At 63.6% G+C, this 25,639-nt stretch carries 25 protein-coding genes; 19 read left to right on the forward strand and 6 right to left on the reverse strand.

Annotation, left to right across the window (positions count from 1 at the left end):
* Positions 1-6: 6 nt before the first annotated feature.
* The gene (gene serB / locus FJ424_RS14620) at positions 7-894 is read right to left on the reverse strand and encodes a phosphoserine phosphatase SerB (protein WP_140655132.1); all 888 of its coding nucleotides are present in this window, start codon (positions 892-894) and stop codon (positions 7-9) included.
* On the opposite strand from serB, the gene miaA reads away from it, so the two are divergent.
* Together miaA and FJ424_RS14630 are read left to right on the forward strand one after the other, a co-directional pair.
* Positions 884-1,828 carry a tRNA (adenosine(37)-N6)-dimethylallyltransferase MiaA gene (gene miaA / locus FJ424_RS14625; protein ID WP_140655285.1) on the forward strand — a complete coding sequence of 315 codons (945 nt, stop codon included), beginning with the start codon at positions 884-886 and terminating at the stop codon, positions 1,826-1,828. The two genes, serB and miaA, sit on opposite strands and share 11 nt — an antisense overlap.
* A 125-nt stretch (positions 1,829-1,953) precedes the next feature.
* Positions 1,954-2,745: a GGDEF domain-containing protein gene (locus tag FJ424_RS14630; protein WP_140655136.1), complete on the forward strand. Its 792-nt coding sequence runs from the start codon at positions 1,954-1,956 to the stop codon at positions 2,743-2,745.
* A 178-nt stretch (positions 2,746-2,923) separates the two neighbouring features.
* Here the strand turns inward: FJ424_RS14630 and FJ424_RS14635 are convergent, their stop codons facing one another.
* Positions 2,924-4,759, reverse strand: coding sequence for an ATP-binding protein (locus tag FJ424_RS14635; RefSeq protein WP_140655139.1), 1,836 nt, complete (start codon positions 4,757-4,759; stop codon positions 2,924-2,926).
* Positions 4,760-4,911: 152 nt separating this feature from the next.
* Here FJ424_RS14635 and FJ424_RS14640 point away from each other — a divergent pair, with 152 nt between their 5' ends.
* The 3 genes from FJ424_RS14640 to FJ424_RS14650 are packed head-to-tail and all read left to right on the forward strand — an operon-like array spanning position 4,912 to position 6,364.
* Positions 4,912-5,478: an XRE family transcriptional regulator gene (locus FJ424_RS14640; protein ID WP_140655142.1), complete on the forward strand. Its 567-nt coding sequence runs from the start codon at positions 4,912-4,914 to the stop codon at positions 5,476-5,478.
* Between the two features lie 5 nt (positions 5,479-5,483).
* The gene (locus tag FJ424_RS14645) at positions 5,484-5,792 is read left to right on the forward strand and encodes a hypothetical protein (RefSeq protein WP_140655144.1); all 309 of its coding nucleotides are present in this window, start codon (positions 5,484-5,486) and stop codon (positions 5,790-5,792) included.
* Positions 5,793-5,824: 32 nt separating this feature from the next.
* Positions 5,825-6,364 (forward strand): GNAT family N-acetyltransferase, encoded by a 540-nt coding sequence (locus tag FJ424_RS14650; protein ID WP_140655147.1) that lies wholly within the window; start codon positions 5,825-5,827, stop codon positions 6,362-6,364.
* Here the strand turns inward: FJ424_RS14650 and FJ424_RS14655 are convergent.
* Positions 6,356-7,240: a LysR family transcriptional regulator gene (locus FJ424_RS14655; RefSeq protein WP_246677240.1), complete on the reverse strand. Its 885-nt coding sequence runs from the start codon at positions 7,238-7,240 to the stop codon at positions 6,356-6,358. The genes FJ424_RS14650 and FJ424_RS14655 overlap by 9 nt on opposite strands.
* A 111-nt stretch (positions 7,241-7,351) precedes the next feature.
* Here FJ424_RS14655 and FJ424_RS14660 point away from each other — a divergent pair, with 111 nt between their 5' ends.
* Genes FJ424_RS14660 through FJ424_RS14670 form a run of 3 tightly spaced genes read left to right on the forward strand, consistent with a single transcriptional unit; the run spans position 7,352 to position 9,307 of the window.
* The gene (locus FJ424_RS14660; RefSeq protein ID WP_140655150.1) at positions 7,352-8,503 is read left to right on the forward strand and encodes a gamma-butyrobetaine dioxygenase; all 1,152 of its coding nucleotides are present in this window, start codon (positions 7,352-7,354) and stop codon (positions 8,501-8,503) included.
* Complete coding sequence (locus tag FJ424_RS14665; protein WP_140655153.1) at positions 8,500-9,090, forward strand: HD domain-containing protein; 591 nt, start codon at positions 8,500-8,502, stop codon at positions 9,088-9,090. The genes FJ424_RS14660 and FJ424_RS14665 overlap by 4 nt, the downstream gene beginning before the upstream one ends.
* A 25-nt stretch (positions 9,091-9,115) precedes the next feature.
* Complete coding sequence (locus tag FJ424_RS14670; RefSeq protein ID WP_140655156.1) at positions 9,116-9,307, forward strand: hypothetical protein; 192 nt, start codon at positions 9,116-9,118, stop codon at positions 9,305-9,307.
* Here the strand turns inward: FJ424_RS14670 and FJ424_RS14675 are convergent.
* Complete coding sequence (locus FJ424_RS14675; RefSeq protein WP_140655159.1) at positions 9,295-11,103, reverse strand: NAD(P)/FAD-dependent oxidoreductase; 1,809 nt, start codon at positions 11,101-11,103, stop codon at positions 9,295-9,297. The two genes, FJ424_RS14670 and FJ424_RS14675, sit on opposite strands and share 13 nt — an antisense overlap.
* A gap of 82 nt (positions 11,104-11,185) precedes the next feature.
* Positions 11,186-11,347: a hypothetical protein gene (locus tag FJ424_RS33610; protein WP_181182081.1), complete on the reverse strand. Its 162-nt coding sequence runs from the start codon at positions 11,345-11,347 to the stop codon at positions 11,186-11,188.
* Positions 11,348-11,693: 346 nt separating this feature from the next.
* Between FJ424_RS33610 and FJ424_RS14680 the strand changes: the two genes are divergently transcribed.
* The 9 genes from FJ424_RS14680 to FJ424_RS14720 all read left to right on the forward strand — a co-directional run bounded on the left by FJ424_RS14680 (position 11,694) and on the right by FJ424_RS14720 (position 22,536).
* Positions 11,694-13,475 (forward strand): acetolactate synthase 3 large subunit, encoded by a 1,782-nt coding sequence (locus FJ424_RS14680; protein WP_140655161.1) that lies wholly within the window; start codon positions 11,694-11,696, stop codon positions 13,473-13,475.
* Between the two features lie 83 nt (positions 13,476-13,558).
* A complete protein-coding gene (ilvN, locus tag FJ424_RS14685; protein ID WP_027169049.1) occupies positions 13,559-14,134 on the forward strand; it encodes an acetolactate synthase small subunit in 576 nt (191 codons plus the stop codon).
* Positions 14,135-14,239: 105 nt separating this feature from the next.
* The gene (locus FJ424_RS14690; protein ID WP_140655164.1) at positions 14,240-14,836 is read left to right on the forward strand and encodes a LysE family translocator; all 597 of its coding nucleotides are present in this window, start codon (positions 14,240-14,242) and stop codon (positions 14,834-14,836) included.
* A 323-nt stretch (positions 14,837-15,159) separates the two neighbouring features.
* Positions 15,160-16,449 carry an efflux RND transporter periplasmic adaptor subunit gene (locus tag FJ424_RS14695; RefSeq protein WP_140655167.1) on the forward strand — a complete coding sequence of 430 codons (1,290 nt, stop codon included), beginning with the start codon at positions 15,160-15,162 and terminating at the stop codon, positions 16,447-16,449.
* Positions 16,446-19,601, forward strand: a complete 3,156-nt coding sequence (locus FJ424_RS14700; RefSeq protein WP_140655169.1) for an efflux RND transporter permease subunit — start codon at positions 16,446-16,448, stop codon at positions 19,599-19,601. The genes FJ424_RS14695 and FJ424_RS14700 overlap by 4 nt, the downstream gene beginning before the upstream one ends.
* Before the next feature lie 63 nt (positions 19,602-19,664).
* Positions 19,665-20,270, forward strand: coding sequence for a nitrile hydratase subunit alpha (gene nthA / locus FJ424_RS14705; RefSeq protein WP_140655172.1), 606 nt, complete (start codon positions 19,665-19,667; stop codon positions 20,268-20,270).
* Entirely contained in the window at positions 20,267-20,926 is a 660-nt protein-coding gene (gene nthB, locus FJ424_RS14710; RefSeq protein ID WP_140655175.1) for a nitrile hydratase subunit beta, read from the forward strand. The genes nthA and nthB overlap by 4 nt, the downstream gene beginning before the upstream one ends.
* Positions 20,913-21,263, forward strand: coding sequence for a nitrile hydratase accessory protein (locus FJ424_RS14715; protein WP_140655178.1), 351 nt, complete (start codon positions 20,913-20,915; stop codon positions 21,261-21,263). The genes nthB and FJ424_RS14715 overlap by 14 nt, the downstream gene beginning before the upstream one ends.
* A 145-nt stretch (positions 21,264-21,408) precedes the next feature.
* The gene (locus FJ424_RS14720; protein WP_140655181.1) at positions 21,409-22,536 is read left to right on the forward strand and encodes an ATP-dependent RecD-like DNA helicase; all 1,128 of its coding nucleotides are present in this window, start codon (positions 21,409-21,411) and stop codon (positions 22,534-22,536) included.
* A gap of 12 nt (positions 22,537-22,548) precedes the next feature.
* Here FJ424_RS14720 and FJ424_RS14725 read toward each other — a convergent pair whose 3' ends face one another.
* Entirely contained in the window at positions 22,549-22,944 is a 396-nt protein-coding gene (locus FJ424_RS14725) for an STAS/SEC14 domain-containing protein (protein ID WP_140655184.1), read from the reverse strand.
* 108 nt (positions 22,945-23,052) lie between these two features.
* Between FJ424_RS14725 and FJ424_RS14730 the strand changes: the two genes are divergently transcribed.
* Positions 23,053-23,793 carry a pyridoxine 5'-phosphate synthase gene (locus FJ424_RS14730; RefSeq protein WP_140655186.1) on the forward strand — a complete coding sequence of 247 codons (741 nt, stop codon included), beginning with the start codon at positions 23,053-23,055 and terminating at the stop codon, positions 23,791-23,793.
* A gap of 173 nt (positions 23,794-23,966) precedes the next feature.
* The coding region (locus FJ424_RS14735; protein WP_246677243.1) for a potassium transporter Kup at positions 23,967-25,639 on the forward strand (1,673 nt) is incomplete at its 3' end.

A 25,639-nucleotide genomic window follows, 5' to 3' on the forward strand; every position in this document is an offset into this window, starting at 1 on the left:
GAGACCTCACAAGACGAATTCATCCCGGCGGTAGCCCTGGAGATAGAGCAGCGCCGTCAGATCGCCATGATCGATGCGGATCCGGGCCTGCTCCGCCACCGCCGGCTTGGCGTGGAGCGCGACGCCGGTGCCGGCAAGGCGGATCATATCGAGGTCGTTGGCGCCGTCGCCGACGGCGATGGCATCCTCGGTCGTCAGTCCGAGCCGCGCCGCGATATCGAGCAGCGCTTCGGCCTTGGCGGCGCGGCCGAGGATCGGCTCGGCCACCATGCCGGTGAATGTGCCGTCTTTCTCGATCAGTCGGTTGGCCCGGTTTTCCTGGAAACCCAGCATGGCGGCGATGCGGCTGGTGAAGACGTCGAAGCCGCCGGAGACCAGCGCCGTCCAAGCCCCGTTGGCGCGCATCGTTTGCACCAGGGCGCGGCCGCCGGCCGCGAGCGTCAGCCGGTTGCCGATGATGCGGTCGACCACGGCTGTGTCGAGGCCTTTCAGCAAGGCGACGCGTTCGCGCAAGGCGGGCTCAAACGCGATCTCGCCATTCATCGAGCGCGCGGTGATCGCCGCCACATGATCCTTGACGCCGATCTCGTCGGCAAGCTCGTCGATGCATTCCTGGTCGATCATGGTCGAATCCATATCGGCAAGCAGGATCTTCTTGCGCCTGCCTTCGGCGGGCTGGACGATGACATCGACCGGCTCGGAAGCCAATGCGGCGCGCAGATTGGCGGTCATTTCGCCGATATCCGGCGTCCGCGGCAAAACGAGATCGCAGGCGATGTCCTCGGCCAGCCAATCAACGGCGCTTGCGCCGGCGGCCCGCAAGGCCATATTCGCAAGCGAGGCCGGCACGGCGCGGGCTTCTGGACGGGATACTAAAGTGGCGATCAGCGGCATCGAACATTCCGGCAGGCAGGCGGGCGAAGGCCGCGTCAAGAACGCGATCCTGATAGCCGGGCCGACAGCCAGCGGCAAGTCGGCGCTGGCGCTCGATCTCGCCGAACGCGACGGCGGCGTCATCGTCAACACCGATTCCATGCAGGGCTATTCGGTGCTCGATGTCCTGACGGCGCGGCCGAGCGCCGCCGAAATGGCACGCGCGCCGCATTTCCTTTACGGCCATGTCCATCCCTCCACGGCCTATTCCACTGGCGCCTGGCTGCGCGACGTCACGAAGCTGATAGAAGACGGCGTGCTGTCGGGCCGACCGGTCGTTTTCGTCGGCGGCACCGGGCTCTATTTCCGCGCGCTGGCCGAAGGCATCTCGGACATGCCGGATATTCCGGCCTCCGTCCGCGAGCGCTGGCGCTACGAGCTCAAGGAACAAGGGGCCGAAAGGCTGCATCGCCTGCTGATGCGTGAGGATTCGACCGTCGCCATGCAGCTCAGGCCGACCGATGGCCAGCGTATCGTGCGGGCACTCGAGGTGCTCGACGCTTCGGGGCGCTCGATCCTGGAATGGCAGGCGGCGCGCGGCCGGCCGCTGATCGATCGCGACAGCGCGCGTTTCCTGGTCATCGAGCCGGACCGGCAGCAACTGGTGCGGCGCATCGAGGCGCGTTTCGACCAGATGCTCGACAAAGGCGCGCTCGACGAAGTGCGCCGGCTCATCGCGCTCGGCCTCGACGCGGATCTGCCGGCGATGAAAGCGATTGGCGTGCGCGAGCTGCAAGCGGCAATGGCCGGACAGTCGGGTTTTCCCGAAGCGATCGAACGCGCAAAGATCGCGACCCGGCAGTATGCCAAGCGCCAGTCGACCTGGTTCAGACACCAGCTGGGCGCGGAGTGGCGCAGGCTGCGGCCGGGCGACGAACCGGCGCTCCCGGACTGACGAAAAGCTTTTTCAATCAGCACCTTAAAATCCCTGGCTCTAATTCTCGCCAAGGTTGTCCGGGTTAACTGTCCGTAAGGTCCACCATGCCATAACCTCAAGGCTTGTAGTGCCGCGGGGAGTAGATGCGTTTCCATAAGGCGGAATCCGCATTTTTTGTCTTTATTTTCGTGATCCTGGCCGCAGGCCTGGTGACCTTCCACGCCTATGGCCAATTGCAGGACATCGCCGCCGACCTCGATACCGCATCGCGCGTCGACAAAATCGTCTATCTCAACAAACTGCTGTTCGTCACCGGGGCGCTGCTGGCGACCGCGCTGTTCTTCGGCACCTTCTTCATCTACCCGCTGATCCGCGGCCAGGTGCGGGAAGAGGGCAAGCTCAGGGCCATGACGGTTTCGCTCAGCGCCCGTTCGCAGACGCTCGAGCAGGCGGCGCTCACCGATGGTCTTACCGGAATGCAGAACCGTCGCTATTTCGATGATGCGCTGCGCGAATATCTCCACGAGTTTCGCCGCATCGACAGGCCGGTCGGACTGATGATCCTCGATCTCGATCATTTCAAACAGGTCAACGACACGCATGGCCATGACGTCGGCGACGAGGTGTTGAGGGCCGTCGCCGCGTGTCTGAGGGGCATGACGCGTTATCACGATGTGGTGGCGCGGCTGGGCGGCGAGGAGTTTGCCGTCGTCACCCCCAATATGGATGTCGAATTGCTCGCCAGGTTCGCCGAACGCATCCGCAAGGCGATCGCCAACATGTCGATCATGTCGGGCAATGTGCGGCTGAAGGTCACCACCAGCGTCGGCCTTGCCGTCTGGGACCACAAGGAGAGCGCGGAGGATTTCTACCGCCGCGCCGACCGCCAGCTCTATGAGGCGAAGAAGCAAGGCCGCAACCGCGTCTGCGCCTAAAATCTCATCATCAAATTCGTGAGGCTGGCCGTCTGGAGGCGCTTTCTGCGCTTCCGGTGCTCACGGACCCAAATGTCCGCTCCGCTCCGGTTCTCGAAAACGGCTCCAGCCGACTCAGCCTGACGAATTTCCTGACGAGATTTACCCATTCAAGCGGGGCTTCAGGCAGAGCGGAAACTCAGTCGTTGAGCTGGCGCATGCCGAAGGTCGAGGGCTTCAGGCCGTAGCGAGTGTCGAAGTCGTCGTCGGGCTGGACGCGGGAAGCGCCGGTGGCCGGCTTCTTGTAGTCCGGGTCGCCGGCCTGGCGGGTCGAATCCACGGTCTCGGCGAAAGCCATGGACTGCTGCGGCTTCGGCACGTTGCGAAGCCGCTCGACGATCATGGCCAGATCGACGTCGCTGCCATCCACGGAGGGCTCGACCTGCTCGCCTTTCGCGGTGCCGGGGATGAATTGTTGCGGCAGCTTCTCGAATTTCAGCCGCATGGTCGTCGCCACGCCTTCGCCGAAAGCGATGGCTTCGCGTTGCCCCATCGAGGACAGGAAAGCCAGCGTCGAGGCCGAGGAGTCGGCGATCGCCGAGCGGATGATCGCCTGGTCCTGCTCGTTTGCGAGGCGCATGGCGAAAAAGGTAGAGCATTGCGACAGGATGGTCGGGTCGAGCTCGCCCGGGCGCTGGGTGACGACACCGAGATAACAGCCATATTTGCGGCCTTCCTTGGCGATACGCGACAGCGCGTGGCGGGTCGGCGCGAAGCCGAGACGCGGATCGGCCGGCATATAGCGGTGGGCTTCCTCGCAAAGCAGGAGCAGCCTCAGCCGGCCCTCGCTCCACAAGGCCAGGTCGAAGGCCAGGCGCGCCAGCACCGAGCAGACCGAATTGACGACTTCCGAAGGCATGCCCGCCATCTCGAAGCAGGTGACCGGGCGGCCATGGCTGGGGACGCGGAAAATGTTGCCGATCGTTTCGTGGATGGTGTCCTCGATCAGCCGCGAATTGAACATGAAGCGGTAGCGCGGGTCGGCCGCCGCCGACTCGATGCGCGTTTTCAGCGACTTCAAGATCGGGCGGTCATTCTTGCTTTCGAGCAGGCCCATGCGCTCGTCGATCTGCTTGATGAGATCGGCCATGCGGTAGGGCACCGGCGTGTCCGCCGTCAGCGCGTCGCTGCCGCGCCTGACATAGGTGCCGGAATTCGGGTTGCGATAAAGGTTCTTGGCGGCCGGGATCAGGTCGCGCAGGACATCCACTTCCTCGGGCACCGTCTCGCGGCCGCGAAACAGCACTTCGGCGAATTCCTCCAGCCTGAACATCCAGAACGGCAGGTCGAGTGTCTTGGAATCGACCTTGACGCAATATTCCGGCAGTGAGCCGGCGAACTCGTTGTGCGGGTCGAGGATGAGCACGCGCAGGTCGGGACGCGCCTCGATCGTTTTGCGCAACAGCAGCGACACCGCCGTCGATTTGCCGACGCCGGTGGTGCCGACGATGGCGAAATGACGCGCCAGCGTGTCGTCGATGGCGATGTGGGCATCGATCGACTCATCCTGCGACAGCGTGCCGATGGTCACCGAATGGCGCCCGGCCAGATCGTAGACCGCCTGCAGGTCGCGGCTGCGGATGCTGTGGGCAATGGCGCCGATATGCGGATAAGTGGTGATGCCGCGGTCGAACACCGGCTTGGCGCCGGGCTCGGCGCCGTCGCGTACCTCGCCGACCAGTTCGACGCTGACCTCGATCGGGTTCTGCCCTTCGTGGTTCCAGGCAAGGTCCGATTTGCCGATGGCATAGACAAGGCCGACCGTTCGTGTCGAACCGAGATTGATGGAGATCATCTTGCCGACGGTCCAGAGGCCGGTGACCGCGCCTTCGGTGTCTTCCGCATGGGCGCTGATGGTGGCGCGCGCGCCGTCGCATTGCACGACATTGCCCAGAATCCGCTTGTCGTTCTGCTGGATGTTGCGGCGCTCCTGCGAAGTCGGTTCGCCAACGGAGGCTTCGCGTTCAACAAACATAATGCCGTGGTCCCATTCCCCTGGAGCGGCAACCCTATCCAATCGGGGTTAAAGTCAGGTGAGGTCGAATGGTGTAGGCAGCGTTAAGCCAGCCGCGACAATTCGATCGAACAACCTCTTCCCAGCGTGCGGAATTCCGATATATTGGACGAATGGATGGTATATCGAACGACATCAGCGCCACTATCGGCAGACGAATACGCTCCGAAAGGACGGTGAGGGGCTGGTCGCTGGCCGAATTGGCCGAGCGCTCGGACGTTTCGAAGGCGATGCTGAGCGCCATCGAACGCGGTACGACCAGTCCGACCGCGGCGCTCCTAGTGCGCATCGCGGCGGCCTTCGGCATAACGCTGTCGACGCTGATCGCACGAGCCGAGATGCAGGGCGGCGGCGTTTCGCGCAAGGACGAGCAGCCGGTCTGGCAGGACCCGGCAACCGGTTACATCAGACGTCATCTGTCGCCGGCATCGCGGATGCCGCTCGAACTGATCAGGGTCAGCCTGCCGGCGGGCGCCAAGGTCAGCCTTCCCGCCGCATCCTACACCTTCATCAAGCAGCAGGTATGGCTGATCGACGGAAGGCTGGACTTCACCGAGGGCGATTTGGTGCACAGGCTCGAGCCCGGCGACTGCCTGGCGCTGGGGGCGCCCTCGGATTGTGTCTTTCATGCTCCCGGACCGGATGCGGCGGAGTATCTCGTGGCGCTGGTCAGGGACTGATTGCGATGTCTCGCCGGCCAAAGCGCTCGCATAATGGCGGGCCGCCGCTCGACGACTATGACGGCCCGCCCTGGGGCAAGGGCGACGCCTATATCTTCCTCGCCTGGCGCGCCGCTCACGACAAGGCCTGGAAGGCGCCAAGCCAGGCCGTCATGCTGATGCGGCTGGAACGGGCCGAGCGGCTCGGGCTGACCTATGAGGAATATACGCTCGAGATCCTGGAGCGCGGGCGCCATCTCAGCGAGGACGACGCCGACCGTATCGCCGAAATCAGGCGGGCGCGCCGACGCAAGCGAACCAGCCATTTCGAATGACCTCGTTCCCGAGACCTCTGGAGAGCACCAGAATGAACTCCCTTGAAATCCGGGCGTTGATCCACGACGCGGCGACCGTAGCCCAACTGTCCGCTCTCTTGATCGAGACGGTCGCCACCGGCGGATCGGTGAGCTTCATGCATCCGCTGTCGCTGGAAGCGGCACGGGACTTCTGGCGCAAGTCGCTTGCCGGGGCCGCGCGCGGCGAACGGGCGGTGCTCGGCGCATGGCGGGGCGAGGCGCTTGCCGGCACCGTCACCCTGTTGCTCGATTTCCCATCCAATCAACCGCACCGCGCCGAGATCGCGAAGCTGATGACCGGCCGGGACCATCGCGGCAAAGGCGTCGCGACCGGGCTGATGCAGGCAGCGGAGAAATTGGCCGTCGAGAAAGGTCGTACGCTGCTGGTGCTGGACACGGCGAGCGAAGAGGGCGCGGCCGGGCTTTATGAGAAACTTGGTTTCACCTTGTGCGGTGAGATCCCCGATTTCGCGCTCAAGCCGCATGGCGGGCTGACCGGCACCCTTATCTACTGGAAACGGATAGGGAGAGCGGCCGACGCGCTATCCTGAAATCCTGGCGATGCGCGACAGAAGCCAGCGGCGAAAATCCTGCTCGGCGCCGGACAGCCGTGACGATGACGGTCTTGTCAGGAAATGGCCCGATGGGCTCGAAAGCTCGAAATCCGAAAGCCTGACGAGAGTACCGTCCCTGAGCGCGGCGTCGACCAAAGGCCGGGAGCCGAGCAGCGCTCCGGCGCCGGTCTTGGCCGCTTCCAAGGCGGCGACGAAACTGTCGAAGCGATGCGAGCGCCGGGAATGGCCGGCAAGCCCCGCGGCGGCAAACCATTCCGCCCACATTTCGCGCGCTCCTGCCACCAGGAGCAGCGGCAACAATGTCCAATCGCCACCGAGGGCGAGCGGCGGAGCCGCGACCGGAACGAGCCGCTCGACGGTCAGCCGGTCGGCCTCGCGACCGGGAAAGGACCCGTTGCCGAAGCGTATGTCGAGCGCCGAGCCCGGCTGGTCGTAGTCGGTCGGCCGATGGATGGTCACAAGATCGAGCCTGACGCGCGGCAGCGCCTTTGCCAGGTCGGGAAGAGCCGGTACCAGCACCAGCAGGGCGAAGGAAATGGGAACACGTATGCTGACGGTCTGCACGGCGCGCGGCTCGAACAGCTCTTTCGTGCTGTTGCCGATGGTCGCGAATGCCGACTGGATGTGGGGGAGATAGGCCGCGCCTTCCGGCGACAGCGCCACGCCGCGCGCCAGGCGCGCGAACAATCGCGTCTTCAGCCGCTCTTCCAGGAAACGGATGTGCTGGCTGACCGCGGCCTGGGTGAGCCCGAGCTCGACGGCCGCAGCGGTGAAATTCGACAGGCGGGCGGCGGCCTCGAAACTGCGCAGCCAGTCGAGCGGAGGCATCGTGTCGAACGCTTTTCCAGCCATCGCAAATTTAGTGCCAATACCCACAAAACGATAATTTGAATTATGCCTTCGATGAAGCCACCATGCAATCCGTGCCTGCGGTGGCGGTTAGAGGATGGGAGCTTTCAGGATATGTTGACGACGGTAACGCTGGGCGACGACGGACGAACGATCGAGCTTGGCTGGGATGACGGAGCGGTGAGCCGCTTCCACGCCATGTGGCTGCGCGACAATGCGCTGGACGACAAGACGCGCAGCGCCGGCAACGGCCAACGGCTGATCACCATTCTCGACATTCCGGCCGGGACGCGGATCGGCTCAGCCTCGATCGAGGGCGAGTTGCTCGAAGTCACGTTCGCTCCCGAAGGCAAGACCGTCGGCTTTCCCGCCGGCTGGCTGCGCAGCCATGCCTATGATCGCCAGGAGGTTCGCGAGCCCGGCTGGACGGGAGGCGACACAGAGCGCTGGACGAAAGCCACGATGCAGAACTCCGTGCCGCGTGCGGCCTATGCCGACGCCAGCCGCGACAGCGATGTGCTGCGGCAATGGCTGGCCGCGGTTCGCAGCTACGGCTTTGCCGTCATGGACGGTCTGCCGACGGAATCCGGCGCGCTGTGCAAGGTGGCCGACCTCTTCGGCTATATCAGGGAAACCAATTACGGGCGCTGGTTCGAGGTGCGCGCCGAGGTCAATCCGAACAATCTCGCCTACACCAATCTCGGCCTGCAGGCGCATACCGACAATCCCTACCGCGACCCGGTGCCGACGCTGCAGATCCTGGCCTGCATCGAGAACACGGTCGAAGGCGGCGAATCCAGCGTCGTCGACGGGTTTGCAGTGGCGGCGGCACTTCAGGCGGAAAACCCCGACGGCTTCCGGCTGCTCTCTGCCTACCCGGCACGCTTCGAATATGCCGGTTCATCGGGCGTGCGGCTCCAGTCCAAGCGACCGATGATCGAGCTCGGACCCGATGGCGAGCTCATCTGCATCCGCTTCAACAACCGCTCGCTGGCGCCGGCGGTCGACGTGCCCTTCGCCGAGATGGAGAAATACTACGCGGCCTATCGCCGTTTCGCCGAACTGATCGAGGATCCTTCCTTCGAGGTGACCTTCAAGCTCGAGGCGGGAGAATCCTTCATCGTCGACAACACCCGCGTCATGCACGCGCGCAAGGCGTTTTCCGGCAGCGGCAAGCGCTGGCTGCAGGGCTGCTACGCCGACAAGGACGGCCTGTTGTCGACGCTGGCGGCGATCGAGCATGGTTTCAAGGAGGCGGCGGAATGAACCCGAATGAATTGAACACGGGCAACATCGTCGAATTCATCGCCGATATCTTCGAGCGTCGCGGCGCCGAATCCTATCTCGGCGAGCCTGTCACCATGTCGGAACATATGCTGCAGGGCGCGTGGCTGGCCGAGCAGGACGGCGCACCGGAGGAACTGGTAGCTGCGGCGCTGCTGCACGATATCGGCCACTATACCAGCGAGTTCGGCACCTATTCGCCCGACGACGTCGAGGACAAGCACCATGACGAGGCGGGCGGCGAGGTGCTGGCGCCCTTCTTTCCGCCGGTCATCGTCGAGTGCGTCAGGCTGCATGTCTCGGCCAAGCGCTATCTGTGCGCCACCGATCCGACCTATTTCGGCAAGCTGTCGGCGGCCTCGGTGCATACGCTGTCGCTGCAGGGCGGGCCGATGAATGCCGAGGAAGTGGCCGAGTTTCGCAGCAACCCCTTCCACGACGAAGCGGTGCGGGTACGCATCTGGGACGAGGGGGGCAAGGTCGCCAATATGAAGACGCGCGCCTTTCGCGATTACGTGCCGCTGCTCGAGCGCGTCGTGAAAAAGTTCGCGGCGGAGAAGGCGGCTTAGAGGCGAAAGTCTGGGGGAGAAAGCCATGTGTTTCTGCTTCGACGGCGAACACGCATTGGTGGCATATCAGCCGGATGAATGCAGGGAAGCCAAGCCAGCCGAGCGCGCAGCCGCATCGCGGCCGGCCGAAGGCAAAGTGTTGTCGACGGTTCAGCAAAGACGCCGCCAAGGCGACGCCTTTGCTGGGAAAGGTTCGGAAGTCGTCTATCCCTTGTGATAGACCTCCTGCAGCCCATAGACAGGCGTCGGCAAGCCGACCTGCCTGGCTTTGAGCTGCAGGGACAGATACTGCGAATAGTGCCGAGACTGGTGCAGGTTGCCGCCGTGGAACCACAGCGCTTGCTGCTGCGTCGGCTTCCACATGTTGCGCTGCTCGCCTTCCCAAGGGCCGGGGTCCTTGGTGGTGCTGGAACCCAAACCCCAGACCTTGCCGACCTTGTCGGCGACGTCCTGTGAGATGAGGTCCGCGGCCCAGCCGTTCATCGAGCCGTAGCCGGTCGCATAGATCACCAGGTCGGCCGGCAATTCCGTGCCGTCGACGAATTTCACGCCGGTTTCGGTGAGTTCCTGCACCGCGGCGCCCGGTCCGCTCTTCAGCTTGATCGACCCGTCGATGACGAGGTCGCAGGCGCCGACATCGATGTAATAGCCGGAGCCGCGTCGCAGGTATTTCATGAACAGGCCCGAGCCGTCGTCGCCCCAGTCGAGCATGAAGCCGGCCTTTTCCAGGTCCGCGTAGAACTTCGCGTCGCGCTCCTTCATCTGCTCGTAGAGCGGGATCTGGAACTCGTGCAGGATGCGGTAGGGGAGCGAGGCGAAGATCATGTCCGCCTTGCGCGTCGTCATGCCGTTCTCGACCGCCTGCTCGGAGTAGAGTGCGCCAAGGCCGATATCCATCAGCGTGTCGGATTTCACGATGTGCGTGGAGGACCGCTGCACCATGGTCACGTCGGCGCCGCCTTCCCACAGCGCCGCGCAGATGTCGTGCGCCGAATTGTTGGAGCCGATGACCACCACCTTCTTGCCGCGGTATTTGTCCGGGCCGGGATGGTTCGATGAATGCTGCTGCTCGCCCTTGAAGATGTCCTGGCCCTTGTATTTCGGCCAGTTGGCCTTGCCCGACATGCCGGTCGCCAGCACAAGCTGCTTGGGCTTGAGCGTGATCTCCTTGCCGTCGCGCTCGACGACGATCGTCCATTCCTTGGCCTTGTCGTCGTATTTGGCGGATTTCGCCGTCGTGGAGCTCCAATAGTTGAGCTCCATCACCTTGGTGTACATCTCCAGCCAGTCGCCGATCTTGTCCTTCGGCGCGAAGACCGGCCAGTTCTTCGGAAAGTCGATATAGGGCAGGTGATCGTACCAGACCGGGTCGTGCAGGCAGAGCGACTTGTAGCGCCTGCGCCAGGAATCGCCTGGGCGTTCGTTCTTCTCGATGATGATGGCCGGCACGCCGAGTTGTTTCAGCCTAGCTCCAAGAGCAATTCCGCCCTGGCCGCCGCCGATGATGACGGCATAGGGCTGTCGGGAGTGGCCGAGCTCGGCGAGCTCGTCGTCGCGCTCTTCACGCCACGTCTTGCGGTCCTTGCCGTGGCCATGCTTGGCGCCGAGGGGGCGGGTGAAGCCCGCCTTCTCCTCATGGTCTTTCAACTCCGCCATCGTCGTGAGCAGGGTCCAGATCAGGTCGCCCTTGAACCGCACGAGGCCAAAGCCGCGCGCCACGCTGGTCTCGAAAGTGATCCAGGCGGTGATGACGCCGCCGTCCTCGTTCGCTTCCTCGCCCTTGGCCACCGCCCAACCGGTCGGCTTGGTGCTGGCCAGCGTCGCCTGCAGCATGTCGCGGATCTGGTCGCGGCCTTCCATCGTCTTCAGGTTCCAGGTGAAGGTGACGAGGTCGCGCCAGTAGCAATCGGCCTGGAAGCAGTTGACGGCACTGTCGATGTCGCTGGCTTCCAATGCCTTGCCGAACTTGTCGAGCAGCGCCTGCGCCTTGGTGGTGGGTGTTCTCTCGAGCATTTGTTCTCCTCCACTTGCTAGAGTCCGTCATGAGCAGCAAGCGGCGTGCCAATCGTGACGTTCATCAAGAATTACAATGAAATCAATCCGTTATGACAATGTAGATTTCGATCGGCCGCGCCGGACCGAGCCGATGCGTGTCGATGCAGCGCATCCAGGATTGAACGACGATGTCGTCGCGGGCCGATCGCGCGCCGGACAGCACCTGTTCGATTTCGCGGATACGCTCCCGCTCGCCAGCCATGCGTCCTCCTCGCACGTCCTCTGCCAGTCCATAGTGGTGCGTCGGAGAAGCACGCTCAACTGTACTATGGTAGCTGTACCGTGAGAGCGCGCGGGCGTGTCGTTCTCACAGGCGGGTGAATTCGCGCTGGACCCCATTGACGAGCCCGCGTTTTCGCCTTTATTGTCCGCGCCCATGAAAACGGCACTCATTCTCGTAGGCAGGCGTGTGGGCAAGGCGGTGTAACCGCCGGGCGAAAACCTCCCATGCGCATCACACAGGCTCCCTCGGGGGCCTTTTTTATTGCCTGAAACACGACTAAACGACCAGCAAATCGCCAGATGGCGGACAGTACGGGACCAGACCGATGAGCAACGGACAGAACGAGCGGCGCGAAATGACAGGCGCCGAAATGGTGGTGCAAGCGCTGAAGGACAACGGCGTCAAGCATGTCTTCGGCTATCCGGGCGGCGCCGTTCTCCCAATTTATGATGAAATTTTTCAACAAGACGATGTCGAGCACATCCTGGTCCGGCACGAGCAGGGCGCCGGCCATGCCGCCGAAGGCTATGCCCGTTCGACCGGCAAGGCGGGCGTCATGCTGGTGACGTCCGGTCCCGGCGCCACCAACGCGGTGACGCCGCTGCAGGACGCGCTGATGGATTCCATTCCGCTGGTCTGCCTCACCGGCCAGGTGCCGACATCGCTGATCGGCTCCGACGCGTTCCAGGAATGCGACACCGTCGGCATCACGCGGCCCTGCACCAAGCACAACTGGCTGGTGAAGGATGTCAACCAACTCGCCGCCACCATCCATGAGGCTTTCCATGTCGCGACCACCGGCCGTCCCGGCCCGGTCGTGGTCGACATTCCCAAGGACGTGCAGTTCGCCAAGGGCATTTATGTGCCGCCGCAGACGGCGCCGCGCACCAGCTATCAACCCAAGGTCCAGGGCGACCTGGAGAAGGTGAAGGCCGCCGTCGAGTTGATGGCAGCCGCCAAGAAGCCCATCATCTATTCGGGCGGCGGCGTCATCAATTCCGGTCCGGAAGCGAGCCACTTGCTGCGCGAGCTGGTCGACCTCACCGGTTTCCCGATCACCTCGACGCTGATGGGGCTCGGCGCCTATCCGGCGTCGGGCAAGAACTGGGTCGGCATGCTCGGCATGCACGGCACCTATGAAGCCAACATGGCCATGCATGACTGCGACGTGATGATCTGCATCGGCGCGCGCTTCGACGACCGCATCACCGGCCGTCTCAACGCGTTCTCGCCGAGCTCGAAGAAGATCCACATCGACATCGATCCGTCCTCGATCAACAAGAACGTTCACACCGACGTGCCGATCATCGGCGACGTCGGCCGGGTGCTGGAGGACCTGGTGCGGCTGTGGCGCGCAACCGCCAAGACCGACAAGAAGGCGCTCTATCCATGGTGGGAGCAGATCGCGAAATGGCGCGCGCGGGACTCGCTCGCCTACAAGATGAACAACGACGTCATCATGCCGCAATACGCGATCCAGCGGCTCTACGAGCTGACCAAGGACAAGGACACCTACATCACCACCGAAGTCGGCCAGCACCAGATGTGGGCGGCGCAGCACTATCATTTCGACAAGCCGAATCGCTGGATGACCTCCGGCGGCCTGGGCACGATGGGCTACGGCCTGCCGGCGGCGCTCGGCGTGCAGATCGCGCATCCGGATGCGCTGGTCGTCGATATCGCCGGCGACGCCTCGGTGCAGATGACGATGCAGGAGATGAGCACGGCGGTGCAGTACAATGCGCCGATCAAGATCTTCATCCTGAACAACCAGTATATGGGCATGGTGCGGCAGTGGCAGCAGCTCCTGCACGGCAACCGGCTGTCGCATTCCTATACCGAGGCGATGCCGGACTTCGTCAAGCTGGCGGAGGCCTATGGCGGCCACGGCATACGCTGCGACAAGCCGGACGAGCTCGACGACGCGATCAAGGAGATGATCTCGGTGAAGAAGCCGGTGCTGTTCGACTGCCGCGTGGCGACCTTGGCCAACTGCTTCCCGATGATCCCGTCGGGCAAGGCGCATAACGAGATGCTCCTGCCGGACGAGGCGACCGACGAGGCGGTGGCCAACGCCATCGACGCCAAGGGCAGGGAACTGGTGTAGGCAGCCACAAAGGCGGGGCTGTCGCGAGAAAGCCGTGCGCAAACAGAGAATTAGCTCAAAAGTCTGAAATCGAGATTCACCTTATGAACGCACAGCACCTTCAACCGACCGGCTCCGCCTATTTCATCGCCAAGGAAACCGAGAAGCCGGAAACGCACACGCTTTCCGTGCTGGTCGACAACGAGCCGGGCGTGCTTGCCCGCGTCATCGGCCTGTTTTCCGGCCGCGGCTACAACATCGAGAGCCTTACCGTTTCCGAGACCGAGCATGAGAAGCATCTGTCGCGCATCACCATCGTGACGCGCGGCACGCCGCATGTGATGGAGCAGATCAAGCACCAGCTCGAACGCATCGTGCCGGTGCACAGGGTGGTCGACCTGACCGTGCGCTCGCATGAGCTTGGGCAGGAACGGCCGCTGGAGCGCGAACTCGCGTTGGTCAAGGTCGCCGGCACCGGCGACGCCCGGGTCGAGGCGCTTCGCCTTGCGGATGCTTTCCGCGCCTCGGTCATCGACGCCAACACCGAGCATTTCATCTTCGAGATCACCGGCAAGGGGTCCAAGCTCGACCAGTTCATCGCCATCATGAAGCCGCTCGGCCTGGTCGAGATCTGCCGCACCGGCGTCGCGGCGATGAACCGCGGCCCGCAGGGGATGTGAACAGGACGACCATCCTGTTTTCAGCTTTGGCCCGGCGGTTGCCTGTTTCTGGCTTTTGCGCATGTGCTAAAAGGACAGTAAGGCTGACATATCGGGGAGGATAACATGTCGCTCGACGCATTCCTTGCCCTGCTGGTCTACGCCTTCGTGACGTCGATCACGCCGGGGCCGAACAACCTCATGCTGCTCGCTTCCGGCGTCAATTTCGGTATCGCCAGAACGGTTCCGCACATGCTGGGCATCAGCATCGGCTTTCTGGTCCTGCTTTTGGCCGTCGGCTTCGGGCTCGGCGCGGTGCTGACGGCGTTTCCGGCGCTGCATACGGCGCTGAAGATCGCGGGCGCCGCCTATCTGCTCTACCTCGCCTGGAAGATCGCCATGTCGCGCTCGATAAGCGACGGAAAAGGGGCGGAAGGGCGGCCGATGCGCTTCATCGACGCCGCTGCATTCCAGTGGGTCAACCCCAAGGCATGGGTGATGGCCATCACCGCCATGGCCGTCTACACCAATTCCGATCACCCGTTCGTCTCGGTGGCGCTGATCTCGATCGCCTTCACCATCGTCAACCTGCCCAGCGTTTCGGTGTGGGCCGGCTTTGGCACGGCGCTGCGCGGCTTCCTGTCGGATCCGGTGCGGCTGAAATGGTTCAACATTGCCATGGGCGTGCTGCTGGCGGCGACGCTGTGGCCGATGCTGCGCTAGTAAAGATGTGTTGATACTCAGGTGATGCCGATCCATGGCTTCCCGTCTCACCTGTATTGAATACGCTCGCCCCGTTCCCGGAAGGGGCATGTTTGGCCTGATTTTCGGCCTACTTTCGATCGGATGAGGGCGCCTGATCCTGCTCATTTGCCGGCTGCCCAACATTTGTGCACTGCACATTAAATCTTCGTAATCCCGCGTTTTGGCCCTTTTCCGCCAGAGCCTTGTCCTATCTATTCGGCGAAAATCGCGGCAAAGGGCCGTGAATCGAGCTAAGATGGACCACCGGGATCGGCGTGTCGGGTAGAGGGCTTATTTTGTCGATGCGCGGAAAAATCGCCTTTGCAGTTGTAGCGGTCGCCTGTCTGGCGGGCGCCGGGCTCTATTTTTCGCCCACGACGTTGGCCAAGGTCCAGGAGCTCATTTCGGGCAAGCAGGCTGGCGCTGCCGCAGCGGACAAGACGGCCGGCAGTGACAAGACAGCCAGCGCATCGGATAATGCGAAAGGCGGCAGCGGGCGTTCGGCCTCGATCGTTTCGGCGACCGCGACGACCGCCGATTTCCCGATACGCCGCTATGCCATCGGCTTCGTCTCGTCGCCGGCGGTGGTCAGCATCAATGCCCGTGTTTCCAGCCAGATCGTGTCGATCGCGGTCAAGGACGGGCAGATGGTCAAGGCCGGTGATCTTCTCATCTCGCTCGACGACCGCGCGCTGAAGGCGCAACTCGCCAAGGACCAGGCGACGCTCACCAAGGACCAGGCAATGCTGGTGAGCGCCCAGGCCGACCTACAGCGCGCCAAGGACCTCGTCGCCAAGCAGGCCGGCACGCAGCAGACCTACGATCAGGCGCTGGCGGCGCAGAAGGCCGCGGCCGCCACCATCGACGCCGACAAGGCGACCATCGATGCCGACACCGTGCAATTGAGCTACGCGACGATTACGGCGCCGATCGCGGGCCGGCTCGGCGCCGTCAACGTCTCGGTGGGCGATCTCGTCACCACCAGCAACGGCAACTCGAGCAGCTCGACGCCGCTCGTCACCATCACGCAGATGGACCCGCTGCAGGTGAACTTCACACTGCCCGAGAGCAACCTGGCCTTGTTGCACAAGGCGCTCGCCGACCCGCAGCAAGGCGACGTGACGCTGACCAAGGACGGCGATCCCACGCCGATCGGCAAGGGCACGCTCGATTTCGTCGATTCCAGCGTCGATACTGCCTCCGGCACCATCGCCACGCGGGCGAGCATACCCAATCCGGATCTTTCGCTGTGGCCCGGGCAATATGTGAACGTGGTGCTCGAGGCCGGCACGATGCCGCAGATGACCTCGGTTCCGACGGTCGCGGTGCAGCCCAGCCAGAAGGGGCCGTTCGTCTATGTGGTCAAGCCGGACAACACCGTCGAGATGCGGCCGGTGCAGGTGGCGCTGACCGAGGGCCAGAAAAGCGCCATCAGCGATGGTCTCAAGAGCGGCGAGAAGGTCGTCGTCGAAGGCCAGACGCGATTGAAGAACGGCGCGGCGGTGCACGAAGGCAAAGCCGTGGCCGGATCCACTGATCAGGCATCGCCCAAGGTCGCGGAGGCCGACAAGGCCGGCGGGGCGAGCCAATGATCTCCGAATTCTGTATCCGCAAGCCTGTCGCCACCCTCTTGATGTCGTTCGCCCTCATTCTGGGGGGCATCTTTGCCTACAAGTTCCTGCCGGTGGCGGCGCTGCCCAGCGCCGAATTTCCCGTGGTCAACGTTTCGGCCAGCCTGCCCGGCGCCTCGCCGGAGACGATGGCGACATCGGTGGCGACGCCGCTGATCAAGCAATTCGCGACGATCGCCGGCATCGATTCGATTTCGACCACCAATTCGCTTGGCCAGACCTCGATCGCCATCCAGTTCGTGCTCAACCGCGACATCGACGCGGCGGCCGCGGATGTCCAGGCGGCGATCGCGCGCACGCAAAAATCGCTGCCGCCGGAAATGACGGCGCCGCCGAGCTATCGCAAGGTCAATCCGGCCGACGCGCCGATCCTTCTGATGTCGCTGGTCAGCGACACGGTTCCGCTGACCGATCTCGACGCCTTCGCCGAAAACGTCATTTCACCGTCTCTGTCGACCATCGACGGTGTGGCCCAGGTCTCGATTTACGGCCAGCAGAAATATGCCGTGCGCATCCAGATCGATCCAACCGCGCTGGCCGCGCGCGGCATCTCGATCGATCAGCTGCAGGCTGCGATCGCTTCGGCCAACAGCAACACGCCGCTCGGCGTCCTGCAGAACAACAAGCAGCAGCTGACCATCACCGCCAACACACAGCTCGACAACGCCGCCGGCTTCTCCAACCTGATCATCGCCACCAAGAATGGTCACCCGGTGCGGCTGGGCGAGGTGACGCGCGTCGTCGACTCGGTCGAGACCACAACGACGGCAAGCTGGTATGACGGCACGCGCGCCATCATCCTCGCGGTCCAGCGCCAGCCCGACGCCAACACCGTCGAGGTGGTCGACAAGGTCAAGGCGATGCTGCCGTCCTTCCAGGACCAGATGCCGGGGGCGGCCAGCATCAAGCTGCTCAACGACCGCTCGACCTCGATCCGGCAAGCCGTCGACGACGTCCAGTTCACGCTGCTTCTGACCATCGCCCTGGTGGTGATGGTGATCTTCGTGTTCCTGCGGCGGGTGACGGCGACGATCATTCCGGCCGTGGCGGTGCCGATCTCGCTGATCGCCACGCTTGGCGCGATGTTCCTGTTCGGCTTCTCGATCGACAACATCTCGCTGATGGGATTGACGCTTGCCGTCGGTCTTGTCGTCGACGACGCCATCGTCATGCTGGAAAACATCTTCCGCCACATGGAAGAAGATGGGTTGTCGGCCTTCGACGCCTCGCTGAAGGGCGCGCGCGAAATCGGCTTCACCATCATCTCGATCTCGATCTCGCTGGTGGCGGTGTTCATTCCGGTGCTGCTGATGGGCGGCGTCATCGGCCGCATCTTCAACGAATTCGCCGTCGTGGTGACCGTCGCCATCCTGGCCTCGATGTTCGTGTCGCTGACGCTGACGCCAATGCTCTGCTCGCGCCTGCTGTCGGTGAGCAAGGCCGATCGCGAAAAGCATGCCCCCGGCCACAAGCCGGACTTCATCACGCGGGGCTACGACCGGATACTGGGCTTCTGCCTGCGAAACACCTTCCTGGTGTTCCTCGTCTTCGTCGCAACGGCGGCAGCGTCGGTGTGGCTGATCCAGGTTTCGCCGAAGGGCTTCTTTCCGCAGGAGGATATCAGCCAGATCTCGGTGACCACGCTTGCGCGCCAGGACATCTCCTTCGACGCCATGGTCAAGCTGCAGGGCAAGGTCGCCGATGTATTCTCCCATTCTCCCTATGTGACGCATGTCGCGTGGTCGGTGGGCGGCAGCCAAAGCGCGCTCAACCAGGGCCGGCTCTATGTGCAGCTGAAGGACAAGAGCCAGCGCCCCGACATCGAGAAGGTCCAGTCCGACCTGAGGCGGCAACTTTCGAATGTGGCTGGCATCGAAGCCTATATGCAGCCGGTGCAGAATCTCAGGCTGGGCTCACGGTCGTCGGCCAGCGCCTATCAGCTCGTGGTGCAGGGCCTGGATACCGGCCAGACCGACATCTGGGCGCAGAAGCTGGACGACGCGATGGCCGCGGACCACACGACCTTCACCGACGTCACCAGCGACCTGCAGAACAACGCATTGCAGGCATCGCTGGTGATAGATCGCGACAAGGCCGCCCAGCTCGGCATCGATACCGACACGCTGCGTTCGGCCCTCTATGGCGGCTTCGGCACCGATCAGGTTTCGACGATCTTCGGTTCTGCCGACAGCTATGAGGTGATCACCGAGCTCGATCCCAAGATCGAATGGTCGCCCGAGCGGATGCTCGCCATCCAGATGCGGACGGCGAGCGGCAGCCTGGTGCCTCTCGGCGCTTTCGCGCATGTCGATCGCACGGCCGGCGCGCTGACGGTCAACCAGCTCGGCCAGCTTCCGGCGGTGACGGTTTCCTACAATCTGCCGCAGGGCGTGTCGCTCGGCGACACAGTGACCCGCATCGAGCAGCTCAAAGAACAGATCGGCATGCCGAAGGAGATCTCGACGAGCTTTGCCGGTACGGCCAAGACCTTCCAGGATTCGCTTGCCAACCAGGGCTTCCTGATCGGCGGCGCGATCCTGACGATCTATATCGTGCTCGGCATGCTCTATGAGAGCTTCATCCACCCGCTCACCATCCTCACCGGCCTGCCGTCGGCGGTGCTTGGCGCGGTGGTGGCGCTGCGCTTCGCCGGCATGGACCTGTCGGTGATCGCGGTGATCGGCATCCTGATGCTGATCGGCATCGTCAAGAAGAACGGCATCATGATGGTCGACGTCGCGCTGGAGCTGAGGCGTCAAGGCATGTCGGCGAAGGAGTCCATCCACAAGGCCTGCCTGATGCGTTTCCGGCCGATCATGATGACGACGCTTGCCGCGTTGATGGGCACGTTCCCGATCGCGCTCGGCACCGGCGCCAGCGCCGAGCTTCGCCAGCCGCTCGGCGTCGCGGTGGTCGGCGGCCTGCTCGCCTCGCAGGCGCTGACGCTGTTCGTCACGCCGGTGATCTACGTCTATTTCGAGAATTTCTCCGGCTGGCTGCTCGGCTTCTTCTCGAAGAAGAGCAGTCCGGCGCTGCATGTGGTGGAAAGCGGCGAGCAAGCCTCGCTGTTCGACACCAACGACGATATCCCGCAAAAGACCGCCGCCGAGTAGGCGGCGGCTCTGGCCCAAGCCGTCATGCTTGCGGCGCGGTGTGGGCAATCGTAACCTCGTGACATGGCCCATGATCATGACCACGACAACGAGCTCGATCCGTTCGCGGCGCGCGTGCGCGCGCTGGAGACGATCCTGACGCAAAAGGGCCTGATCGATCCCGCGGCCATCGACGTCATCGTCGACACCTATGAGACCAAGATCGGTCCGCGCAACGGCGCGCGGGTGGTGGCAAAGGCCTGGAGCGATCCGGCTTACGCCGATTGGCTGAAGCGCGACGCGACCGCGGCGATCGGATCGCTCTCCTATACCGGCCGCCAGGGCGAGCACATGCAGGCCGTGTTCAACACCGATGAGACGCATAACCTCGTCGTCTGCACGCTCTGCTCCTGCTATCCGTGGTCGGTACTCGGCCTGCCGCCGGTCTGGTACAAGGCGCCGCCTTACCGCTCGCGGGCGGTGATCGATCCGCGCGGCGTGCTGGAGGAGTTCGGACTGACGCTGCCGGCGCAGAAGAAGATCCGTGTCTGGGATTCGACGGCCGAGCTTCGCTACCTCGTGGTGCCGATGCGGCCCAAGGACACGGAAGGCTGGAGCGAGGAACAGCTCGCCGGGCTGGTAAGCCGCGATGCGATGATCGGCACGGCGGTCGCGAAGGAACCCGCATGAACGGGCCGCAGGATCTTGGTGGGCAGATGGGGTTCGGACCGGTCGCGCCCGAAACGGACGAGCCTTATTTCCACGCCGCATGGGAAAGGCGGGCGCTCGGCGTCACGCTCACCGCAGGCGGCATGGGCGCCTGGAACATCGACGAGAGCCGGCATGCGCGGGAATCGCTGCATCCCGCCGACTATTACTCATCGAGCTACTACCAGATCTGGATCAAGGCGCTGGAAACGCTCCTGAAACGCCACGGCTTCGTTACCGAGCGCGACATTGCCGCCGGCAAGGCGGTCGATCCGGCCGCGACGCCGAAACGGGTGCTGAAGGCGGCGGATGTGCCGGCCGTGCTCGCCAAGGGCGGGCCGTGCGACCGGCCGGTCGCCACGCCGGCTCGGTTCCAGGCGGGCGACCAAGTGCGGACGAAGAATTTCAACCCGACCGGCCATACGCGCCTCCCACGTTATGCGCGCGGCAAAAGCGGGACGATCGATGCCGTTCGCGGTGGCTTCGTCTTCCCCGACAGCAATGCGCATGGCAAGGGCGAGAACCCGCAATGGGTCTATACGGTGGTGTTCGACGGGGTCGAAATCTGGGGCGAGGGCGCCGATCCGACGCTGAGCGTCTCGATCGACGCCTGGGAGAGCTATCTTGAGCCGGCATGACGGCGCATTGCCTGCGGGTTTCGACGAGCCGGTCTTCGCCGAGCCGTGGCAGGCTGAAGCCTTCGCGCTGACTGTCGCGCTACACGGAAGAGGCCTGTTCTCGTGGAGCGAGTGGGCGGAGGCCTTGTCCGCCGAGGTGAAGCAGCCGGGCGCCGCGAGCGACGGGCATGACTATTACGAGCATTGGCTGGCGGCCTTGGAGAAGCTTTTGTCGCGAAAGGGGATCGCCGGCAAGGGCGAGGTGGACGAACTCGCCGCCGCTTGGGAACGCGCCGCCCACGCCACGCCGCACGGCAAGCCGATCCTGCTGGAGAACGATCCGGGATCTGTAAGGTAAGCCAAACTCAAACAGGCTTGTTCCCTTTACGTTCTCGTTTGCGCCTGCTAGCGTGGCGGGGTGTGGCAAATGAGGCCATCACCGGCGATACGAGTGATGGAGCGGCTGTCTTGTCTTTCGCTTGCGAATCCGGTCTCTCGCGCTGATGGAATTTTCTCCCCAACAGGACGAGGCTTTGAAAGCGGTCGGGCGCTGGCTCAAGGAGGGCCGGCCGCAGGTCTTTCGCCTGTTCGGCTATGCCGGCACCGGCAAGACGACGCTGGCGCGCTATTTCGCCGAGCATGTCGACGGGCAGGTGCAGTTCGCCGCCTTCACGGGTAAGGCGGCGCAGGTGCTGCGTTCCAAGGGCGCGACCAACGCCCGCACCATCCATTCGCTGATCTATAGGCCGAAGGGCGAGGAATCGGTCGAGGACGAGGTGACCGGCAAGACATCGATGTCGCCGACCTTTTCGCTCAACCGGCAAAGCCCGATTTCGCGCGCCAAGCTCGTCGTCATCGACGAATGCTCGATGGTCGACGAGCAGCTCGGCCGCGACCTGCAGAGTTTTGGCACGCCGATCCTGGTGCTGGGCGATCCGGCGCAGCTGCCGCCGATCTCGGGCGGCGGATTCTTCACCGAACACGAACCGGACGTGCTGTTGACCGAGATCCACCGCCAGGCGCGCGACAATCCCATCATCCGGCTGGCGCTCGACGTGCGCGAGGGCCGGGAATTCATGCATGGCGACTACGGCACGGCGCAGGTGATCGGCAGGGAAGGCGTCAACCAAGAGCTGGTGCTCAAGGCCGACCAGGTGCTGGTCGGCACCAACCGCACGCGCCGGCGCTACAATCAAAGGCTGCGCGAACTGAAGGGATTCAACGCCGACTTCCCGCAGGCGGGCGACAAGCTGGTCTGCCTGCGCAACGATCCGGCCAAGGGATTGCTCAATGGTTCGCTGTGGAAGGTGATGACCTCATCGCGCGAGACGGTGAAGCCCGGCATCAACCTTCTGGTTTCGCCGGAGGAGGACGATCCCGATCGCGGCGTCGCCAAGATCAAGCTGCTCAAGGCGGCGTTCGAGGACCCGGATGCCGAGATTCCCTGGCAGCAGAAGAAGCGTTTCGACGATTTCGACTACGGTTACGCGCTGACCGTGCATAAGGCGCAGGGCTCGCAGTGGAACGACGTCGTGCTGTTCGACGAGAGCTGGGCCTTCAAGGAGACCCGGCAGCGCTGGCTCTATACCGCCATCACCCGCGCCGCCGAGCGGCTGACGGTGGTGCGCTGACGCCTGTAAATGTCATGTCGGCCGCGCGCCAAGCCATTGCCAGGCGGCTTCCTCATCGTCGACATCGAAGCGCCTGAATTCGAAGGGCAGCGCCTTGGGGAAAATGCCCGTGACGAGAGAAGCCCAGCTCGGCTCGCCGATGGCCGCGCAGCGCACGACATGTTGCATTGCGTCGGCAACGCCCTGGCGAAGCGTGTCCTGCGAGATATTGGCCCAGTCCACGCTTTCCTCGTCGGTCAGCCTGACCAGCACGTCGATCCTCGGATGCAGCGCGTAGGCGGCCTCCAGCAGGCCGAACAGATTTTCCGCATCGGCCGGCGAGACATCGCCGACGACGTCGATGGCGAAAAGCGCGTCGCGGTTGGTTTCGATGCGGCGGATCGCCGGCACGGCTTCGAGGAAATTCAATGGCAAATCCTTGTGTTAGCCTCCATCTATCCCCTGGAACACCCGAAACCCTCTATCTGTTCCCCTTAAAGGCGTTATAGATGCCCGCCGATCCACTGGACCCAGTTCATGCCCGCCAAGCTTTCGGTCAACCTCAACGCCGTCGCCATGCTGCGCAACCGCCGCGACCTGCCATGGCCGAGCGTGACCGGACTTGGCCGCATCGCACTTGCCGCCGGCGCGCATGGGCTGACGGTGCATCCGAGGCCCGATGAGCGGCACACCAGGCATTCCGACCTGCCGGAGATCAGGGCGCTGATCGACGACGAATTTCCTGGCGCGGAATTCAACATAGAGGGCTATCCGACCGAGGACTTCCTGGCGCTTGTCGAGAAGCATCAGCCCGAGCAGGTGACGCTGGTGCCCGACGACCCGGCGCAGGCAACCTCGGACCATGGCTGGAACTTCGCCGCCCAGGCGGCGTTCCTCACACCGATCGTCAAGCGGCTGAAGAAGGGCGGGTTCCGCGTGTCGCTGTTTTCCGACGCCGATCCGGATGGGGTGAACGCGGCTCGCGATACCGGCGCCGACCGCATCGAACTCTATACCGGTCCCTATGGCGGCTTCCATTCCGATTCCGCAAAGGCGGCCAAGGAGCTGGAAAGATTGGGAAAAACCGCTGACGCCGCATTCGCGGCCGGGCTTGGCGTCAACGCCGGCCACGATCTGACCGTGAAGAACCTGCCGGCATTGGCCAAGCGTATTCCGGCATTGGCCGAAGTATCGATCGGACATGGGTTGACAGCCGATGCGCTGGAGTATGGCATGGCCGGCACGATCGGACGGTTCTTGAAGGCCTGCGGATGGTAGGGCGCCTTGCGTAGTTTCGGCAGTCTTTGTGTGTCCCGCGCGATGCGGCGACCCCGGAGCATGGCGAATCCGGTGAAGTGGGGTTCACGGTGCTAGCCAACACCAGCGAGACGGAATCCCTCGAACGTTCGGGCCATGCCGAAACCGAGCGGCAGCACAGCACCAAGGTTCTCATGCTTGGCGCGCTCGGCGTCGTCTATGGCGATATCGGCACGAGTCCAATCTACGCCTTCCGCGAGGCGCTGCATGCTTCGTCGAGCTCGGTTGCCCGCCATGACGTGCTCGGCGTGCTTTCGCTGATCGTCTGGGCGCTCACCATCATCGTCACGATCAAATATGTCGCCTTTGTGCTCAGGGCCGACAACAAGGGCGAGGGCGGCACGCTGTCGCTGATGTCGCTGGCGCGCAGCGCCTACCCACCAGGTTCCAAGCTCATCCTGGTGATCGGCCTTTGCGGCGCGGCGCTGTTCTTCGGCGATTCGATCATCACGCCGGCGATCTCCGTGCTGTCCGCGGTCGAAGGCCTGGAAGTGGTCACGCCGGCGCTCGATGCCTATGTGGTCCCGATCACGCTGGTCATCCTGGCCGTGCTTTTCTCCGTGCAGCGCTTCGGCACGGGCAAAGTGGCGGCGGTGTTCGGACCCGTGACGGCGACATGGTTCGTAGCGATCGGCGCGGCCGGCCTCTATCACATCGTCGACGACCCATCCGTCTTCCTGGCGATCAACCCGTATTACGCGATCTACTATCTGGCCACCACGCCGACAGGCGCCTTCGTCACCGTCGGCGCGGTGTTCCTGGCGGTTACCGGCGCCGAGGCGCTTTATGTCGACCTTGGTCATTTCGGCCGCAAGCCGATCGTGATGGCCTGGTTCGCAATCGTTTTCCCTTGCCTGCTGCTGAATTACTTCGGGCAAGGCGCCTTCGTGCTTTCGCATGGCGGCAAGCCCACCAACCCGTTCTTCCAGATGCTGCCCGAATGGGCGCTGATGCCGATGGTCGGCCTGGCGACGGCGGCCACCGTCATCGCCAGCCAGGCCGTCATTTCCGGCGCCTTCTCGCTGACAAGACAGGCCGTGCAGCTCAACCTTCTGCCGCGCATCGAGGTGCAGCACACCTCCGAGATGCAGAGCGGCCAGATCTATATGCCCAGGGTCAATCTCCTGGTCGCGCTCGGCGTGATGCTCCTGGTCGTCGGTTTCGGCAGCTCGAGCGCGCTGGCCTCGGCCTACGGCATTTCGGTGACGGGCGAGATGCTGATGACGACGATCCTTTTGTTCGTGGTGATGCGCTGGCTGTGGAAATGGCAGGTTGCTGCTGCTTTGGCGCTGGCAATGCTGTTCGGCGTCATCGATCTCGGCTTCTTCTCGGCCAATGTCGTCAAGATCGTCGAAGGCGGCTGGGTGTCGATCACCGTCGCCTGCCTTATGGGCCTGATCATGTGGACCTGGATCCGCGGAACCCGCTACCTTTTCGACAAGACGCGCCGCAACGAGATCCCGCTCGACTTCCTGGCGGCAAATCTGCTGAAGAAAAAACCGCAGCTGGTCTCGGGCACCGCCGTATTTCTGACCAGCGATCCGCTGAGCGCTCCGACGGCGCTGATGCACAGCCTGAAGCACTACAAGGTGCTGCACGAGAAAAACGTCATCCTCTCGGTGGTGACGGCGCCGCAACCGGTGGTGCCGGACAGCGAGCGAGTCAAGATGGAGACGGTCAACGAGCTGTTCATGCGGGTGACGCTGACCTTCGGCTACATGGAACAGCCCAACATCCCGCGCGCGCTGGCGATCTGCCGCAAGCAGGGCTGGAAGTTCGACATCATGACGACGTCGTTCTTCCTGTC

It is taken from the genome of Mesorhizobium sp. B3-1-8 (assembly GCF_006439495.1).
Classification (GTDB): Bacteria; Pseudomonadota; Alphaproteobacteria; order Rhizobiales; family Rhizobiaceae; genus Mesorhizobium.